We start from the raw sequence: 18420 nt of genomic DNA, 5'->3' as shown, positions 1-18420 counted from the left end.
CGTTCACAGAACCGAGGAGAAGATGACGGCCCCCGCCCGAGCATTCGAACACGACGGCATCGCGTTCGGCTGCGACTACAACCCCGAGCAGTGGACCCCCGAGATCTGGGACGAGGACATCGCCCTCATGACCGAGGCGAAGGTCGACCTCGTCGCGATCAATATCTTCGGGTGGTCGCACATCGAGCCGCGCCCGGGCGAGTACGACTTCGACCGGCTGGACGACGTCATCGGCCGCCTCCACGCCGCCGGCATCCGGGTGAACCTCGGCACCGGCACGGCATCCCCTCCGGCGTGGCTCACCCGGCGACATCCCGAGATCCTCCCCATGGTCGTCGACGGCACGCGACGCTACCCCGGCGGGCGCCAGGCCTTCTGCCCCAGCTCCCGCATCTTCCGCGACGCCGCGCTGCAGCTCGTCGAGCAGGTCGCGCGGCGCTACGGCGACCACCCGGCGGTCGAGCTGTGGCACATCTCGAATGAACTCGGATGCCACAACGCGCTCTGCTACTGCGACGAGAGCGCGGCGGCGTTCCGCGTGTGGCTGCGCGAGCGCTACTCCGACATCGACGCGCTCAACGCCGCGTGGGGCACCGCCTTCTGGAGCCAGACGTACCGCGAGTGGGACGAGATCCTGCCGCCGCTCGCGACCCTCTCGCTCGGCAACCCGGGCCATATGCTCGACTTCCACCGGTTCAGCTCCGACCAGCTCCTCGACTACTACCGCGCCGAGGCCGACGTCATCCGTCCCCTGAGCGACCGGCCCCTCACGACGAACTTCATGGTCACGGCTCACATCGAGAATCTCGACTACTGGTCGTGGGCGCCCGACATGGACATCGTCGCGAACGACCACTACCTCGACAATCGTCTCGCCGACCCGACGTCCGAGCTCGCCTTCGCCGCCGACCTGTCGCGCGGACTCGGCGGCGGCGCGCCCTGGATCCTCATGGAGCACTCCACGGGCGCCGTCAACTGGCAGCCGCTCAACGTGCCCAAGGCCCCCGGCCAGATCCTCCGGAATTCGCTCACCCACGTCGCCCGCGGCGCCGACGGCGTGTGCTTCTTCCAATGGCGCGCGTCGGTCCAAGGAGCGGAGAAGTTCCACTCCGCGATGCTCCCGCACGCCGGCACCGACTCCGCCGTGTGGCGCGAGGTCGTCGAGCTCGGCGGCATCGTCGAGCGGATCTCCGAGATCGCGGGATCGCGTGTGGATGCCGATGTCGCCCTCGTCTTCTCGTGGGAGGCGTGGTGGGCGACGCAGTCGCTATCGCGCCCCAGCCAGTTCGTCGGATACCTCGACCAGGTGCACGCCTGCTACGCCGCCGCTCACGCGCTCGGACTGACGGTCGACGTCGTCCGGCCCGGCGCCGACCTGTCCGGCTACGCGCTCGTGCTCGTGCCCGGCCTTCACCTCGTCCGCGCGGAAGAGGCCGCCGTGATCGCCGACCGCGTCGCGGACGGAGCCACGGCGCTCGTGACGTTCTTCAGCGGAACCGTCGACGCCGAGGACCGCGTCTGGACGGGGGGTTACACGGGTCCGTTCCGCGACCTCCTCGGCGTCCAGATCGAGGAGTTCGCCCCCGTCGCCGCCGGACAGACTGTCACCCTCGACGACGGCAGCCGTGCGTCGCTCTGGTCGGAGCGCGGACACGCGACGACGGCCGAGGTCGTGGCATCCTTCGCCGACGGCCCCTCCGCCGGATCTCCCGCCGTCACCCGCAACGCCCACGGACACGGTGCCGCCTGGTACCTCTCGACGCAGCTCGAGCCGTCGGCCTACCGCGACCTCATCGCACGTCTCGCGAGCGAAGCGGGCGTGACATCGCCCGTCGCGATCCACGACGGCGAGGTCTCCGCCCTCGAGCTCGTGCGCCGCCGAGGCGCCGAGGCGTCGTATCTCTTCGCCATCAATCACGGGACCGCCTCAGCGACCCTCGGCGCGACGGGTGACGAGCTCGTCACGGGTGTCGCCGTGCACGGGTCGCTCGAGGTTCCCGCCGGATCCGTACGGATCGTCAGAGAGGAGGCGGCCGCATGACCGCCACAGAAGTACTCGTCACGCGGGGGCGCCGAAGCCCTGCGCGCGCCGAGCGCGCCCCGAAGCGGAAGACGCCCCACAAGGGCGCCATCGCGATCTTCGCGGGCCCGTTCGGCATCCTGTTCCTGCTCTTCTACCTGATCCCGATCGGCTACGCCGTCTGGCAGTCGCTGCTCGTCGTGGAGCGCGACGGCACCTACGGCGCACCCCAGGAGGTGTTCGGCGGACTCACGCAGTACCTGCTGGTCTTCCAGAACGCCCCCTTCTGGGAGTCGGTCGGCCGCGTGCTCCTGTTCGGCGTCGTGCAGGTGCCCGTCATGCTGGGCCTCGCGCTCATCTTCGCGCTCCTGCTCGACTCGCCCGCGCTCAAGGGCAAGAAGTTCTTCCGCCTCGCGTTCTTCGCGCCCTACGCCGTGCCCGGCGTCATCGCCGCGATCATGTGGGGCTTCCTCTACTCGCCGAACCTGTCGCCGTTCACCGACGTCACACGCTCGATCGACTTCCTGTCGCCCGAACTCGTGCTGTGGTCGATCGCGAACGTCGTGACGTGGGTGTTCGTCGGGTACAACATGCTCATCATCTACTCGGCGCTCCTCGCGATCCCGTCGGAGGTGTATGAGGCAGCGCGACTGGACGGAGCCGGACAGATCCGGATCGCGTGGTCGATCAAGATCCCCATGGTCGCCCCGGCGATCGTCCTCACCGCCGTCTTCTCGATCATCGGGACGCTGCAGCTCCTCGCCGAGCCCCAGGTGTTCCGCTCGTTCAGCGCCGCCGTCTCGTCGACGTACACGCCCAACATGACGATCTACGCGACGAACGCGATCCCCAACACGCATCTCGCCGCCGCGTTCTCGGTCGTGCTGGCGCTCGCGACGTTCGCGCTCTCCTTCACGTTCCTCAAGGCCACCCAACGGAAGGCGACCCAATGAGCCTCCTGACCCGCACCGCCGGAGCGACACCCGACGACTTCGCACCGACGCGCCGGCGGGGCCCCCGCGAGAGCATGCTGTCGCGCGGTGCTTCCCTCCTCGTCATGGGCGTCTTCACGCTCTACTTCCTCGTCCCGATCTGGTGGCTCTTCATCGCGTCGACGAAGGACCGCGGCGATCTCCTCACGACGCCCGCCCTGTGGTTCGCGGACTGGAACTTCTTCCAGAACGTCGGCGACCTCATCACCTACAACGACGGGATCTACCTGCGCTGGCTGCTCAACAGCCTCGGCTACGCGGGGATCGGCGCGCTGCTCGCGACGATCGTTGCGGGGATGTGCGGCTACGCCCTCGCGAAGTACCGGTTCCGCGGCCGTGAGACGTTCTTCAACATCGTCCTCGGCGGAGTGCTCGTGCCGGCGACGGCCCTCGCCCTCCCGCTCTTCCTCCTCTTCAGCCAGGTCAACCTGACCAACACGTTCTGGGCCGTGCTCCTGCCGAGCATCGTGAGCCCCTTCGGCGTCTACCTCAGCCGCATCTACGCCGCGTCGTCGGTCCCCGACGAACTCATCGAAGCGGGACGGATCGACGGGGCCGGCGAAGTCCGCACGTTCTTCACGGTGTCCGTGCGTCTCATGACGCCCGCCCTCGTGACGGTCTTCCTCTTCCAGTTCGTCACCATCTGGAACAACTTCTTCCTGCCGCTCATCATGCTGCGCAGCCAGGAGCTGTTCCCCGTCACGTTCGGCCTCTACGGCTGGAACACGCAGCTCAACCAGATCCCCGAGCTGCGCACGTACGTGCTCGTCGGGTCGTTCCTCTCGATCGTCCCGCTCATCATCGCGTTCCTGCTCCTGCAGCGCTTCTGGCGCAACGGACTGGGAACCGGCTCCGTGAAATGACCGCCGCCCGGCCCCCGCTGGACAGCACTCCCGAAAACACCCACCCCACCAAGTAAGGAACATCATGCAGCAGACCAAGAGAGCAGTCGCCACGGGCGTCGCACTGCTCACCGCGCTCGCACTCGCCGGCTGCGCCGCCGGCGGCTCCGGAACCGACGGCGGAGGGGATGCTGCCGCGTGCGCTCCCGCCGACGGTGACGTCACCCTCGAGTTCACCTCGTGGATCCCCGGCATCGAAGACGTTGTCGCCACCTGGAACGAACAGAACCCCGACATTCAGGTCGAGGTGCAGACGGGCCCGAACGGCAACTCCGGCACGTACGCCAACTTCTTCAGCCAGCTCGAGGCCGGGAACGCCCCCGACCTCGGCCAGATCGAGTACGACGCGCTGTCGAGCTTCCGCGTGCAGGACGGCCTCGAGAACCTCGCCGCGTGCGAGGACATCGTCGCCGCTGAGGCCGACTTCATCCCGTGGACATGGGGCCAGGTCACGCTCGGCTCGTCCGACGGCGTCTACGGCGTGCCGCAGGACTCCGGTCCCATGGCGCTCTTCTACCGCGCCGACCTGTTCGAGCAGAACGGCATCGAGGTGCCGACGACGTGGGAAGAGTACAAGGAAGCAGCTGTCAAGGTCCGCGAGGCCGGTGGCTACATCACCAACTTCTCCACCGCCGACATCAACCAGTTCGCGGGCTTCGTCTGGCAGGCGGGCGGCGACTGGTTCACGAACGACGGAGACGCCTGGACGGTCGACCTGACCGGCGAGCAGTCCACGACGGTCGCGGACTACTGGCAGGAGCTCCTCGACGAGGACCTCGTCGCGACGTACCCCGCGTGGACCGAGGAATGGAACAACGCCTACAACTCGGGCGAGGTCTGGTCGTGGAACTCCGCCGTCTGGGGTGCCAACTCGATCGCGAGCGGCGCTCCCGACACGGCAGGCAACTGGGCCGTCGCACCGTCGCCCCAGTGGGCAGCCGGTGAGCAGAGCTCGGGCAACTGGGGCGGTTCGTCGGTCGCCGTCTTCAAGGGCTCCGAGCACGTCTACGAAGCGGCTAAGTTCGCACTGTGGCTCAACACGTCGGACGAGGCGCTCACGGCCCTCAACGAGTCGGCCAACATCTACCCCGCGACGACGGCCGGACTCTCCCTGCCTTCGCTGCAGGAGGGTGTCGAGTTCTACGGCGGGCAGAAGATCTACGACGTCTTCGCCGAGGCGGCCGAGCAGGTCAACCCCGACTTCGTGTGGGGTCCGACCATGACGCAGACCTACGCCGATGTGTCCGACGGCTTCCAGTCGGCCGTGACCGGTCAGGGAACGCTGCTCGAGGCGCTCGAATCGGCTCAGGCGTCGACGATCTCGACGCTCGAAGCACAGTCGATCCCCGTCGCGGAGTAACCACCGAATGATCCACCACCTCCGCGCCGCGGGAGTCAGCCTCGTGCTCGACTCCCGCGGCGCGGGCGTGCCCGTCATCGTCCACTGGGGCGCCGACCTCGGTGCCCTCGACGATGCGGACCTCGCCGCGCTCGCCGATTCTTCCGTTCCCGCCGTCGGTCCGAGCTCCGTCGACGTTCCGCTCCGGCTGAGCCTCCTCCCCGCGCTCGCCGAGGGATGGTCCGGCCAGCCGGCCGTGGCTCTCGCGGGGGCACCGGGCCGCGGCATCCCTCGACAGATCACGACCGTGCGCGAGGGTGACGTCCTCACGATCACGAGCGCGTGGGCGGATGCCGCGATCACGACGCGCGTCGCCCTGACACCGCACGGCGTGCTCCTCGCCTCGCACGACATCCGCAACGACGGTCCCGACGTCATTCGCGTGACGGATGCCGACGTCGCGCTCCCCGTCCCGGACCGCGCGCGCGACGTGCTCGACTTCTCGGGCCGCTGGGCGCTCGAGCGCGAGCCGCAGCGCGTCGTGCCGGGTCACGGCGCGTGGGTGCGCGAGACGCGTCACGGGCGCGGCGGCCACGACGATCCGTTCCTCATGATGGCCGGCACATCCGGATTCGGTTTCGGATCCGGCGAGGTCTGGGCGACGCACGTCGCGTGGAGCGGCGACCGACGCCAGTGGTTCGAGCGCACGGAGCTCGGCCCCACGGTGCTCGGCGCCGGTGCGCGCACGGGTGTCGTCGAACTCGCACCGGGCGAGACTTGCTCTTCCGCCGTCGTCGTCGCCGTGTGGTCGGGGGAGGGGATCGACGGGCTCTCCGACCGGCTGCATCCCTGGATCCGGTCGTGGTCGACGATCGCGACGCCGCGTCCGCTGACCCTGAACACGTGGGAAGCGGTCTACTTCGACCACTCTCTCGAACGGATCGCCCCGCTCGTCGATCGGGCCGTCGAGGTCGGTGTCGAGCGTTTCGTGCTCGACGACGGCTGGTTCCGCGGTCGCGCCGACGACCGCCGCGCGCTCGGGGACTGGGAAGTCGACGCCGCGAAGTGGCCCGAGGGCCTCGATCCCCTCATCCGCCGCGTCAACGACGGCGGCATGCAGTTCGGCCTGTGGGTCGAGCCCGAGATGGTGAGCGCCGACTCGGATCTCGCGCGCGCGCATCCCGAGTGGGTGCTGACGGATGCCGTGACCCCGACGTGGCGCTGGCAGCACGTGCTCGACCTCGCGAATCCCGCCGTCACCGACTACCTCTTCGAGCGACTCGACGCCCTCTTGAGCGCGCACGCGATTTCGTACCTGAAGTGGGATCACAACCGCGACGTCCTCATCGACGGCGGTCGCGGACAGGTCGACGGGCTCTACCGGCTGCTCGACCGCCTGCGCGCCGCTCATCCCCGCGTCGAGATCGAGTCGTGCGCCTCGGGCGGAGGTCGCATCGACCTCGAGATGCTGCGGCGCGTCGACCGCGTGTGGCCGAGCGACTCGAACGACCCGCTCGTCCGCCAGGTGATCCAGCGGTGGACGGGTGTCCTCGTCCCGCCCGAGTACCTCGGATCGCACGTCGGCGACGCCCGCGCACACACGACGGGCCGCGTCTCGACACTGAGCTTCCGGCTCGCGACGGCACTCTACGGCCACGCGGGCATCGAGTCCGACATCACGGCGGTGTCCGACGCCGACCGCGCCGCTCTCACCCGATGGACGGCCCTGTACCGGTCGAAGCGCGCCCTCCTGCACTCCGGCCGGGTCGTGCGCGTCGACAGCGCCGACGATGCCATCGTCGTGCACGGCGTCGTCGCCGAGGACCGTTCGGAGGCGCTGTTCTCCTACGCCGTCGTCGGGTCGACGGATGCCGCGATCCCCGCACCCTTCCGCCCCGCCGGGCTCGATCCGGCCCTGCGCTACCGCGTCGAGCCGCTCGACCTCGGCGCGCCGTGGGAGGCCTTGCAGGACGCCCCGCCGCCCTGGATCGCGGATGGCGTCGAGCTCACCGGTGCGGTGCTCATGCGTGTCGGGCTCCCCATGCCGCTGCTGCTTCCCGGCAACGCCATCGTGGTGTCGCTCACGGAGGCGCCGCAGTAGCTCGCGTGCGGTGGGCCTACGCGCGCAGGGAGTCGTACGTCGCGAGCGGCACGATGCCCGAGGCCGCTGCAGCGATCGTCGGGTCGCCGGCGACGAGGGCATCGGCCTGAAGGGAAGCGACGGCGAGGTACTCGGCCGACGACGTGTCGTCCCAGTCGAGCTGTCGGGCGATCTTCCACGCGGTCGCTCGCGAGACGCGATCGCCGAGCAGCCGGATCTTGAGTCCCGCGAGCCCGTCCAGCTGGGCACGTGCGGAAGCCTCGTCGAGCGTTCCCGCGCGCACCTCGCGGTAGAGCATCGAGAGAACGTGGCTGCGGAGAATCGCCGGACCGACCAGGCGGTGCCGTGCCCCGATCCCCGGATCGTCGCGAACGATGCGGAGCGCCGTGATCGCGTCGATCGCGAAGCGCCGTGTCTCGAGATTCGTCACCCGCTCACGGTAGCCCCAGGCGGGCGACCGTCCTAGGACCTCGGCGCCCGCTTGACCTCCTCGTATGCGTCGAGGGCGGCCTTCCGAGTCTCGCCGAGGTCGACGATGGGCTCCGTCGGGGCGTCCGCCGCCCACTGCGAGATGTAGTGGCTCTTCGGGTCGAACTTCTTCGCCTGGAGCTCGGGGTTGAAGATCCGGAAGTACGGCGCCGCATCCGCCCCCGACCCCGCGACCCACTGCCAGTTGAACGGGTTGCTCGCGGCATCCGCGTCGACCAGCGTGTCCCAGAACCACTCCTCGCCTCGGTGCCAGTCGATCATCAGGTTCTTGATGAGGAAGGATGCCGTCACCATGCGGACGCGATTGTGCATGAAGCCCGTATGCCAGAGTTCGCGCATGCCCGCATCGACGAGTCGGATGCCCGTCTCGCCCTTCTGCCACGCCTCGAGGCGCGAGGGCTTGAGACGGGGCCACGGGAAAGCGTCGAACTCGGGCCGAAGGTTCTTCGAAGCGAGTTCGGGGAAGCGATAGAGGGTGTGCCACGCGAACTCGCGCCAGCCCACCTCCGAGAGGAATCCGCCGGAGTGGCCCGCCTCGACGGCCTCGTGCCACACGGTGTAGGGGCTGAGCTCGCCCCACCGCAGGCGCGGCGACAGCATCGACGTCGCCCCGGCCGACGGTTCGTCGCGGGCCCGGTCGTACGATCCGAGGTCCTCGTCGAGGAAGGTGCGAAGGCGGCGCCGCGCGGCGGGCTCCCCGGGCTCCCACGTCTCGCGGAGACCGCCCGCCCAGTCCGGCTTCGTGGGCAGCAGGCCCCAGTCGTCGAGGTCATCGGATGCCAGCGGCTGCGGCATCCCTTCGATCTCCCTCGGCTCGGAAAGTGGCTGGCGCGGGGCGGGGAGTGCGCGGCAGGCTCGCCAGAAGGGTGTGAAGACCGAGAACGGGGTGCCCGCGCCGGTCGTGACGGTCCACGGCTCGAACAGGAGCGAGCCGGCGAAGGATGCGACCTCGATGCCGTCGCCGCGCAGCGCGGACTTGATCGCCGCGTCGATCTCGCGCTCGGGTCCGGAGTAGCGGCGGTTCCAGAAGACGGCAGCTGCTCCGGCATCCGCGACGACCTGGCGCACGACATCGGCGGCGCGACCGCGACGAAGGACGAGGTCGCCGCCGCGCTCGCGCAGGCGCGCGCCGAGCGACGCGAGCGAGTGGTGCAGCCACCACCGCGCGGCGCCGCCGAGCGGCCGGATCCCCGGGGACTCCTCGTCGAGTACGTAGAGGACGACGACCGGCTCACCGCGGTCGAAAGCTGCGCGAAGAGCGGGGTTGTCGGCGAGGCGGAGGTCGTCGCGAAGCCACACGATCGAGGGAGAGGCCATGCCTTCATCTTGCCGTGGCGCGGTGGACGGAAGGTCGGGCTTGCGCTGGGGATCTCGGGGGTACTCGGCCGAGCACTCCCGACTGTCCAGCCGACACGAACCGAACGAGCCGCTACGCCCCGGACGTACGCGGCGTACCGGCTCGCGCGGATCGCACCGTCTCGGTCCTCGAGGTGCGGGTGTTCCACGTGAGTCCACGCGTACCTGCACCGGGGCACTTCTGATTAGCAACCGGCAAAAGCTGGCAGATCGCCAGGCATCTAACGCTACGGAGCCGTTGACATTGCACTGTTACTCGGAATAGAGTTCCCACGAATAAGTCGCGTCAGGCAACATATCCCGTCGCCAGCGACATCGGTCCACTCGAAGGAGAGAAAGACCCGTGAGATCCAGATCGCTCAGAGCGTTGTCCATCACTGCGGCGGTGGGGGTGGCCGCCAGTCTCGGGATCGCGGCCGTGCCCGCGGCCGCCGAAGAAGACCCCTACAAGGTGCTGGTCGTCGGCAAGACGCTCGGCTTCCGCCACTCCCACATCGACGACACGACGAACGCCCTCACACTGCTCGGTCAGCAGAACGGCTTCACCGTGGACGTGTGGGATCCCGCCCAGGCATCCGTCACCCTGCCCTCGACGCCGTTCACGACGACCGCCGACCTGCAGAAGTACGCGACGATCATCTTCGCGTCCCCCGTCGACGGCACGAACAACATGGACCCCGCACGCCCGCGTCTGCTCAACGACACCGAGCTCGCCGCGTTCCAGGGCTACATCCGCTCCGGCGGCGGATACGTCGGCCTCCACGCCGCGACCGACACGATGCACGCCATTCCCTGGTACAGCCAGCTGACCGGCGGCGGCGCGCGCTTCCGCAACCACCCGCAGCAGCAGACCGCGACGATGCGAGTCGAGAACCCGACCCACCCGTCCACGACGATGCTCCCCGCGGAGTGGGTCCGTTTCGACGAGTGGTACAACTTCACGACGAACCCGCGCGACGACGTGCACGTCCTCATCACGCTCGACGAGTCGACCTACAACCCCGGCAACGGACGCATGGGCGCCGACCACCCCCTCGCATGGTGCAAGAACTTCGAGGGTGGCCGCAGCTGGTACGAAGGTGCCGGACACACGGATGCCTCGTGGACCGACCCCCTCTTCCTCTCGCACATCCTCAAGGGCATCCAGTGGACCGCGGGTCTCGTCACCGGCGGTGGCGACTGCGTCACGTTCCGTGAGGTCGGGGGCATCGTCGACGGTGTCGCCGCCGACGGCAATGCGTCGACCGTCGCGGCCGTCCGGGCAGGGCTCGACGCCGCGAAGGTCTCGGCCGACGCGAAGGACCACGTTGCCGCCGCGAAGACCCTGCGCCAGACGCAGGAGACCGCGGGTGCGCTCGGAAACACGACGCTCGTCGAGAAGATCGACGACCTCGTCGAGTGGCAGCGCGGTATGTCCGGAGACGCCACGGGCCCCGACATCCGCATCACGTCCCCCGCGGTCGACTCGGTCCAGCGCGGAAACATCGTCATCACCGGCACGGCGGCCGACGCCGGATCGGGCATCGACGAGGTCACCGTGCACGTCCGCAAGCTCAAGGACAACGGCAAGCTCGACGGCTTCCTCACGAACATCGAGGTGCCTGTCCTGAACGGTGTGTGGTCGACATCCGTCCCGGCATCCCAGTTCCCCGACGGTCGCTACGGCGTCACGGTGCTCGCCACCGACGGCGTCGGCAACTCCGTCTCGGCCGGCGGCGCGCATCTGAAGTCGTTCTTCATCGACACGAAGCGCCCGGCGCTGACCGTGGATGCGCCGGCCTCGGTGGTGCGCGGTGCTGCGGCATCCGTCGGTCTGTCGGCGAGCGACGGCAGCGGCATGAACCGGATCGCGGCGAACCTCTACGACGCGAACAACGCGACGATACTGAAGGCGCTCGGTTCGACGTCGGGATCCAGTGCCATCGGATCGACGACGTGGGCAGGCTCGTACGCCCTCCCGACGAACCTCGCGCCGGGTGAGTACACCGTCCGCGTGAGCGTGTCCGATCTGTCCGGCTGGTCGACGACCCTGACGAAGAAGGTCGTGGTCACGGGCTGACCCGGTCGCCGAACGAGCCGGCATGCTCCCCACCCGGGGGCATGCCGGCTTCGTTCGTTTGGGCGCGATGCGCCGGTGTGGGGCGAGTTCCGGGGCTTTGGGGCGGGTGTTTCGCGCCCCGGGCGGCTGTTCTGCGCCCCGGGGTGGGTGGCGGATGCCGAGCGGTGCCTCGGGCGGGCGTTCTGCGCCCCGGTGCGGTGTCGTGCGGGTTTGGGGCGCGTCTTGGCTGATCGGGGCGCAAAACTCGTGCCCCGTGCCGCCGAATTGCGCCCCGCTCGCGCGGCATCGCCGAACTGCGCCACGGGGTGGGTGGCGGATGCTGCGAGGGGCCGACCCGTTGCCTGGGGTGGGCGTTCTGCGCCCCGGTGCGGGCCGGTGCGGGCCCGTGCGGGTTTGGGGAGCGTCTTGGCGGATCGGGGCGCAAAACTCGTGCCCCGTGCCGCCGAATTGCGCCCCGCTCGCGCGGCATCGCCGAACTGAGCCTCGGGGTGGGTGGCGGATGCTGCGAGGGGCCGACCCGCGCCCCAGGCGGGCGTGCCCCGCGTGTGCCATCCTGCGGGCTTGGGGCGCGTCCTGGCGCTTCGGGGCGGAAAACCCGCGCCCCGCCTGGCCGAACTGCGCCCCGCCCGGCCGAACCGCACCCCGCCGCGCCGAACCGCGCCCCGCCGCGCCGAGCCGCGCCTGGCTGAACCGACCCCCGCCCCGCGGCGCCGAACCGGGCCCCGCCGCGCCGATCTGCGCCCCACCCGGCCGAACCGCGCCCCGCCCCGCCGACCCCCGCCAGGCGGATGCCGCGAGGTTACAGCCCCGAGGTGTCGTGATCCTTCGGGATCGCGATGAGAAGGGCGCCTGCGTCGACGTGGGTGTCGACTTCGATCGCCTCGCCGAACTCGTCGCCGTCGAGCTGGACGGGATGCGGCTCGCTCGTGCCGATCTCGATGCCGGTCCCGCGCGAATAGATGACGGAGTTGTCCTTCGTGCGCAGCGAGAGCACGCGGCGTCCGGCGCGGAAGCGGCGGAGGAAGCTGTTGTCCCATGCCACGCGACGCCACACGAAGATCCAGCCGAAGGCGCCCTTGGGCTGGAAGATCACGATGTCGAGCTGGCCGTCCGAGATCGAGGCATCCGGAACGAGCTCGAGACCCGCGGGCAGCGAACCGCAGTTGGCGAACAGGATGCTCTGCACGCGCGCCGAGTGCAGGCGTCGGCCGGCGAGCTGGTACATGACACGGAACGGCTTGGCGCTCGCGAGCGAACGCGCCGCACCATCGACGTACGCGACCCAGCCCACCGTCTTCTTGAGGGTCGGGTTGGTGTTGGCGATCATCGCGGCATCCAGTCCGATGCCTCCCATGACCACGAACGCGTGCTCCGCGCGCTCGCCGTCGGCGCGGCGGATCTTCGCCCAGCCGACGTCCATCGGGAGTGTGTCGCCGTCGAAGGCCGCCCGGATCATGGTGTCGGGCTCGGTCAGCGGGAGCCGCAGGTTGCGGGCGAGGAGGTTGCCCGTTCCGCTCGGCACGATGGAAAGGCGCACGCCCGAGCCGGACATCGCCTCCGAGACAGCGCGCACGGTGCCATCGCCGCCCGCGACGAGCACGACGTCGACGTTCTCCGACAGGGCCTGCCGCGTGACGTCGTCGCCCAGGTCCGACACCGTCGTCTCATAGAAGAGGGGCTCGGACCATCCCGCCTCCGCCGCAAGATCCGACACGGTCTTGCGCAGCTCGTCGGCGTCGACCTTCGTCGGGTTGTAGACGAGAGCTGCCTTCGGGTTGGGCCTTCCCTCGTCTTCGATCGGCTGCGGCTCGCCCTCGACGTCGACGCGGCGCGCCTCGCCCTCTGCCTCGTCGTCGGTGCGGTCGGGGGCGACGTCCTCGGGCTCCCGGATCACGTCGTCGGGCGCTGCCGCCTCGGCCGGATCGGGAGCGTCCGCGGGTCGGTCGTGATCGTCGGCGCTCGCCATGTGTACAGAGTAAGTCCCGGAAAGGTCGGATGCCGCCGCGAACCGGGCATGCGAGGATTGACGGGTGATCGATCCCGCTGTTCTCCGTGATAATCCCGAGCTGGTCAAGCGCTCGCAGGAAGCCCGCGGCGAGTCGCCCGACACCGTCGACGACGCTCTCGCAGCCGATCGTGCGCGCCGCGCGGCGATCACGGCGTTCGAAGAGCTCCGCGCCGAGCAGAACGCGTACGGCAAGCGCGTCGCGCAGGCGCCGAAGGACGAGAAGGCCGCACTCGTCGCCGAGGCGAAGCAGCTGAGTGAGCGCGTGAAAGAGGCGCAGCACGCGGTAGCGGCGGCCGAAGCGGCATCCGACGAAGCTCTCGCGAAGATCGAGAACATCGTCATCGACGGCGTCCCCGCGGGTGGCGAGGACGACTTCGTCACGTTGCGCACGCACGGCGAGCCGCCGGCGTTCGACTTCGAGCCCCTCGACCACCTGGCTCTCGGTGAGAAGCTCGGCGCGATCGACATGGAGCGCGGCACGAAGGTGTCGGGCAGCCGCTTCTACTTCCTCACGGGAATCGGCGCGCGCCTCGAGCTCGCGCTCATGACGCTCGCGCTCGATCGTGCCCTCCAGGCCGGCTTCATCCCCCTCATTCCGCCGACGCTCGTGCGTCCCGAGGTCATGCGGGGCACGGGCTTCCTCGGTCAGCACTCCGCCGAGGTCTACCACCTCGAAGACGACGACCTCTATCTCGTCGGCACGAGCGAAGTGCCGCTGGCGGGTTACCACATGGACGAGATCATCGACCTCGGTGCGGGCGCCAAGCGCTACGCCGGCTGGTCGACGTGCTACCGGCGCGAAGCGGGGTCGTACGGCAAGGACACGCGCGGCATCATCCGCGTGCACCAGTTCAACAAGCTGGAGATGTTCGTCTACACCGCTCCGGATGCCGCGGAGGAGGAGCACCTGCGCCTCGTCGGGCTGCAGGAACAGCTCCTCCAGGACCTCGGCTTGAGCTACCGCGTCATCGATGTCGCGGCGGGCGACCTCGGATCCAGCGCGGCACGCAAGTACGACGTCGAGGCGTGGGTTCCGACGCAGGCTGCGTACCGCGAGCTCACGAGCACCTCGAACTGCACGACGTATCAGGCGCGGCGGCTCGACATCCGTCACCGCCCCGACGGCGCGAAGACGCAGCACGTCGCGACGCTCAACGGCACGCTCGCGACCACCCGCTGGATCGTGGCGCTCCTCGAAACGCATCAGCGCGCCGACGGTTCCGTGACAGTGCCCGAGGTGCTCCGGCCGTACCTCGGCGGGCTCGAGGTCATGGAGCCGATCGCGTGAGCCGACTTCCCGAGACGGGCGAGGTCGAGGTCGTCGGTCGCGACGAAGCGACCGAGATCGTCGAGGAGGTCGTGCGCGAGACCGAGGATTCGTCGGCGCCCGTCGAGCGGCTGCTCATCGCCCTCGACATCGACGGAACGGTTCTGCTCGAGGACGAGAGCCTGAGCCCCGGCGTCGTGGACGCCGTCGAGCACGCCCGGCAGGCGGGCCACGAGGTCATGATCGCGACGGGCCGCAGCTGGGAGGGCACGCGCGGCATCCTTCGCGTCCTCCAGATCGCCCCCGAGTACGTCGTCTGCTCGAACGGTGCCGTCGTCCTGCGTCTGGTCGATGCCGACGACCTCGAGTACGAGCGGTGGCACATCGAGACGTTCGACGCCTCCGAAGTGCTGCGGCTGCTGCGTGAGCACCTGCCCGACGCGCGCTACCTCGTCGAGCTTCCCGACGGGCGACGCCTTTACACCGAGTACCTCGAGGACTGGAACCTCGTCGAGGCGGCACGAGTGCCGTTCGAAGAGCTCGGGGCGCAGCCGGTGTGCCGCGTCGTCGTGGTCGCGCCCGAGCAGGGGGAGGGTGAGTTCGTCGACCTCGTCTCGCGGATCGGCCTCCATCAGGTGTCGTACTCCGTCGGCTGGTCGGCGTGGCTCGACATCGCGCCGCAGGGCGTCGACAAGAGCACGGGCCTCGAGCTCGTGCGCACGAACCTCGGGATCGATCCGCAGCACGTGCTCGTCATCGGTGACGGGCGCAACGATGTCGGCATGTTCCGCTGGGCGCTCGAGAACGGTGGTCGCGCTGTCGCGATGGAGCAGGGCCCGCAAGAGGTTCGGGATGCCGCGGGCGAACTGACCACGTCGGTCCAGGTCGGCGGCGTCGCCGCCATCCTCCGCGCCCTCTGATCCCCCGCGCGCTGCTCTCTCCGCTCACTTGTCTCAAAGGGCGGCCCGCGCTCGCGGCATCCCACCACTCGCGACAAGTGAGCGAGACAGGATGCCGCGCGAGACACGCCGCGGGCGCAAAGCCGAGATACAGGACTCGTCCAGCCGTCGTTGCGAGAATGACTCCGACCATGTGTCGGCTAGACTCGACGCCGTTCGACGGGTGCTCCGGCTCCTGTCGGGAGGGTTGTCCGAGCGGCCGATGGACCTGGTCTTGAAAACCAGTGGGCAGCAATGTCCCGTGGGTTCGAATCCCACACCCTCCGCAAGGTGAGGTGTGCGTAGGGGAGCGGGCCTGACTTCGACCCTCGAGAGGACCCCTGTGACGAAGACGACCCCGCGCGGCCGCCGCCGCACCGTGGCCCGTCACGGCGCCCTCTCGTCGCCGCATCCCGCAACCTTCCTGCTCAAGATCGTGGGGATCGTCGCGGCTGTCGCCCTGGTGTCAGTAGGTGGCGTCGCCGCCTATGCCGCGATCGACCTGACGGCTGGCGTCGCCTCCGAGGCGGTGGAGCTCGAGGGTCAGGATGCCGTTCCGCCCGACATCGGCGCGATCGAGACAGGCGTCGATCTGCTCGTCGTCGGCACGGATGAGTGCGAACCCGAGTACGCGTACATGTTCGGCGAGCGCTGCACGGGTGCCGACGCCGAGGGGCAGCTCAACGACGTCAACATGCTCGTGCACATCTCGAACAACCCCCGACGCGTGACGGTCGTGTCGTTCCCGCGCGACCTCATGGTTCCGATCCCCTCCTGCACACGCGAGGACGGATCGTCGACCGGTGCCATGAGCAAGCAGCAGATCAACTCGGCGTGGTCCTACGGCGGGCTGTCGTGTGTCGCGAAGACCATCTCGGCGCTGAGTGAGCAGAGCATCCCGATGGCGGCGAAGGTCAGCTTCGGAAACGTCATCAACATCACCGACGCGATCGGCGGCGTCGACGTGTGCATCGGCAACGGCGGCATCCGCGACCGCTACACGGGCATCGACTGGCCCGCCGGTATGCGCAACGTGCAGGGCATGGAAGCGCTGCAGTTCCTCCGCACCCGCCACGGCCTCGAGAACGGCAGCGACCTCGCTCGTATCTCGAACCAGCAGCAGTACATGTCGCGTCTGGCCCGAAAGCTCGTGAGCGAGGAGGTGCTGAGCGACTTCGGTCAGCTCTATCGCCTCGCCGTGACCGCCGTCGACAACGTGACCCTCAGCGAGAGCCTCACGAACCCCGTGACGCTCGCGCAGATCGGGCTCGCCGTCAAGGACGTGCCGTTCGACCAGATCGTGTTCGTGCAGTATCCCGTCAACACGGATCCCGCCGATCCCAACCGCGTCGTCCCGAACTATGCGGCGGCCGACCAGCTGTGGGCGGCGCTCGCGGCCAACGAGCCGATCGCCGTCACGAACGACCCGAACCGCGGAGGCGGCGTCGTGACGGTCGACCCGTCGGAGTCCCCGGCTCCGACCGAGACGACGGCGCCTGATCCGGATGCCACGGAGTCGGCGCCGCCCGTCGACGAAGCCGTCGTTCAGCTTCCGGACTCGATTCCGGGCACTTCGGCGGCCGACCAGACCTGTTCCGCCGGAAACCTCCGGACGAGCGGTTGATGTCGTCGGCGGTGCGGCCGCAGGGCCGCGATACTGTGGCGCGCCACGGGCGGCTGCGTTCGCGGCATCCGCTCGTCACTGTGCTCGTGATCCTCGGCGTCCTGCTCGCCGTCGTCGGGGTGAGCGCGGGAGGCGTCGGTGCCTTCGCGCTGTGGAACGCCGCGCAGACCGTCGGCGACAACGCCGTCGTGCTCGATCCCGACGAGGTGATCCCTCCTTCGCTCGGCGCCATCGAGGGTGGCGTGAATCTGCTCGTGACGGGGACCGACTCGTGCGACGGACCGAACGCGGCGCTCTCGGGGGCGTGTCAGAACGGGGATACCGAGGGCGAGCGCAACGACGTCACCATGCTCGTGCACATCTCGGATGAGCCCCGGCGAGTGACCGTCGTGTCGTTCCCGCGTGACATGATCGTGCCGATCCCGGCGTGTCCGCGCGAGGACGGCAGCGGCGACTACTCCGCCATGAGTGCGCAGATGCTCAACGCGTCGTACATGTACGGGGGGCTGCCGTGCACCGTGAAGACGATCGAGGAACTGACCGGCATCGACATCCAGTTCGCGGCATCCATCCGCTGGACGGGCGTCATCAACATGTCGGATGCCATCGGAGGCGTCGACGTCTGCGTCGCGGGCGAGATCAACGACCCGCACACGGGACTTCAGCTGACCGAGGGGGCGCACACGCTCGAGGGCGCGCAGGCGCTGCAGTTCCTGCGCATCCGTCACGGGATCGGCGACGGGTCCGACCTCGGCCGGATCTCGAACCAGCAGCAGTTCATGTCGTCGATGGTGCGGAAGCTCCAGAGCGACGGGGTGTTGGCGAACCCTCCCGTGCTGTTCAACCTCGCCACGACGGCGATCTCGCAGGTGACGCAGGGGCAGCTGACGCTCAGCCAGTCGCTCGCCAACCCGACGCTCATGGCGCAGATCGCGATGGCTGTGAAGGACGTGCCGTACGAGGACATCGTCTTCGTGCAGTACCCGACGCGATACGGCTCGGGCCCCGGGGCAGATCGGGTGCTCCCCGTAACGGATGCCGCCGACGTGCTCTTCGCCGCCTTGGCGGCCAACCAGCCGCTCAACCTGACGGGTGACGCGAGTCAGGGTGACGGCGTCGAGGTGACGGGTGAGGCCACGAAGCCGGCCGCAGAGCCGACGGATGCCGCGACGCCCGAGCCATCCGACTCCGCTGCCCCCGAGGCATCCGCTCCGGAGACGCCGGCGCCCACCGAAACCCGGGTCGACCTCCCGTCGAACATCGCGGGCCAGACGGCAGCGCAGGTCACGTGCACCGTTCCGCAGCAGTGAGTGCCGCTCCGGTTC

The 18420-nt window shown here is 69.3% G+C and carries 13 protein-coding genes and 1 tRNA gene; 11 read left to right on the top strand and 3 right to left on the bottom strand.

Features of this window, described 5'->3' with window-relative positions:
- Positions 1-22: 22 nt before the first annotated feature.
- From FBY39_RS02390 to FBY39_RS02370, 5 genes are all read left to right on the top strand, one after another.
- Positions 23-2041: a beta-galactosidase gene (locus tag FBY39_RS02390; protein WP_141930071.1), complete on the top strand. Its 2019-nt coding sequence runs from the start codon at positions 23-25 to the stop codon at positions 2039-2041.
- Complete coding sequence (locus FBY39_RS02385) at positions 2038-2973, top strand: carbohydrate ABC transporter permease (RefSeq protein WP_141930070.1); 936 nt, start codon at positions 2038-2040, stop codon at positions 2971-2973. Before FBY39_RS02390 ends, FBY39_RS02385 begins: the two co-directional genes overlap by 4 nt.
- Entirely contained in the window at positions 2970-3875 is a 906-nt protein-coding gene (locus tag FBY39_RS02380) for a carbohydrate ABC transporter permease (RefSeq protein WP_141930069.1), read from the top strand. The genes FBY39_RS02385 and FBY39_RS02380 overlap by 4 nt, the downstream gene beginning before the upstream one ends.
- Before the next feature lie 64 nt (positions 3876-3939).
- Entirely contained in the window at positions 3940-5274 is a 1335-nt protein-coding gene (locus FBY39_RS02375; protein ID WP_141930068.1) for an ABC transporter substrate-binding protein, read from the top strand.
- Positions 5275-5281: 7 nt separating this feature from the next.
- Entirely contained in the window at positions 5282-7354 is a 2073-nt protein-coding gene (locus FBY39_RS02370; RefSeq protein ID WP_141930067.1) for an alpha-galactosidase, read from the top strand.
- Between the two features lie 16 nt (positions 7355-7370).
- On the opposite strand, the gene FBY39_RS02365 is transcribed toward FBY39_RS02370, so the two are convergent.
- A complete protein-coding gene (locus FBY39_RS02365) occupies positions 7371-7784 on the bottom strand; it encodes a hypothetical protein (RefSeq protein ID WP_141930066.1) in 414 nt (137 codons plus the stop codon).
- Positions 7785-7816: 32 nt separating this feature from the next.
- On the bottom strand, positions 7817-9160 hold the full coding sequence (locus tag FBY39_RS02360; protein ID WP_141930065.1) for a deoxyribodipyrimidine photo-lyase: 1344 nt from the start codon (positions 9158-9160) through the stop codon (positions 7817-7819).
- A 430-nt stretch (positions 9161-9590) separates the two neighbouring features.
- On the opposite strand from FBY39_RS02360, the gene FBY39_RS02355 reads away from it, so the two are divergent.
- Positions 9591-11258, top strand: a complete 1668-nt coding sequence (locus FBY39_RS02355) for a ThuA domain-containing protein (RefSeq protein ID WP_160132907.1) — start codon at positions 9591-9593, stop codon at positions 11256-11258.
- 799 nt (positions 11259-12057) lie between these two features.
- Here the strand turns inward: FBY39_RS02355 and FBY39_RS02345 are convergent.
- Positions 12058-13224, bottom strand: coding sequence for a diacylglycerol kinase family protein (locus FBY39_RS02345; protein ID WP_141930062.1), 1167 nt, complete (start codon positions 13222-13224; stop codon positions 12058-12060).
- A gap of 64 nt (positions 13225-13288) precedes the next feature.
- On the opposite strand from FBY39_RS02345, the gene serS reads away from it, so the two are divergent.
- The 5 genes from serS (at position 13289) to FBY39_RS02320 (ending at position 18405) form a co-directional block, all read left to right on the top strand.
- Complete coding sequence (gene serS, locus FBY39_RS02340) at positions 13289-14554, top strand: serine--tRNA ligase (protein ID WP_141930061.1); 1266 nt, start codon at positions 13289-13291, stop codon at positions 14552-14554.
- Positions 14551-15453, top strand: a complete 903-nt coding sequence (locus FBY39_RS02335; protein WP_141930060.1) for an HAD hydrolase family protein — start codon at positions 14551-14553, stop codon at positions 15451-15453. The genes serS and FBY39_RS02335 overlap by 4 nt, the downstream gene beginning before the upstream one ends.
- A gap of 220 nt (positions 15454-15673) precedes the next feature.
- Positions 15674-15758, top strand: a tRNA-Ser gene (locus FBY39_RS02330).
- 56 nt (positions 15759-15814) lie between these two features.
- Positions 15815-17095, top strand: a complete 1281-nt coding sequence (locus FBY39_RS02325; protein ID WP_260837400.1) for an LCP family protein — start codon at positions 15815-15817, stop codon at positions 17093-17095.
- On the top strand, positions 17095-18405 hold the full coding sequence (locus FBY39_RS02320) for an LCP family protein (RefSeq protein ID WP_186336913.1): 1311 nt from the start codon (positions 17095-17097) through the stop codon (positions 18403-18405). Before FBY39_RS02325 ends, FBY39_RS02320 begins: the two co-directional genes overlap by 1 nt.
- The last annotated feature ends 15 nt before the right edge of the window (positions 18406-18420 follow it).

Origin of the sequence: Microbacterium sp. SLBN-146, from assembly GCF_006715145.1 — a bacterium.
Lineage (GTDB): Bacteria > Actinomycetota > Actinomycetes > Actinomycetales > Microbacteriaceae > Microbacterium.
Note: the sequence above shows the minus strand (reverse complement) of the source record. Positions and strands in the feature narration are given on the sequence as shown.

Coding starts and splice junctions, on each gene's coding strand:
- FBY39_RS02390 (WP_141930071.1), top strand. CDS start 23: ATGACGGCCCCCGCCCGAGCATTCGAACACGACGGCATCGCGTTCGGC.
- FBY39_RS02385 (WP_141930070.1), top strand. CDS start 2,038: ATGACCGCCACAGAAGTACTCGTCACGCGGGGGCGCCGAAGCCCTGCG.
- FBY39_RS02380 (WP_141930069.1), top strand. CDS start 2,970: ATGAGCCTCCTGACCCGCACCGCCGGAGCGACACCCGACGACTTCGCA.
- FBY39_RS02375 (WP_141930068.1), top strand. CDS start 3,940: ATGCAGCAGACCAAGAGAGCAGTCGCCACGGGCGTCGCACTGCTCACC.
- FBY39_RS02370 (WP_141930067.1), top strand. CDS start 5,282: ATGATCCACCACCTCCGCGCCGCGGGAGTCAGCCTCGTGCTCGACTCC.
- FBY39_RS02360 (WP_141930065.1), bottom strand. CDS start 9,160: ATGGCCTCTCCCTCGATCGTGTGGCTTCGCGACGACCTCCGCCTCGCC.
- FBY39_RS02345 (WP_141930062.1), bottom strand. CDS start 13,224: ATGGCGAGCGCCGACGATCACGACCGACCCGCGGACGCTCCCGATCCG.
- FBY39_RS02320 (WP_186336913.1), top strand. CDS start 17,095: ATGTCGTCGGCGGTGCGGCCGCAGGGCCGCGATACTGTGGCGCGCCAC.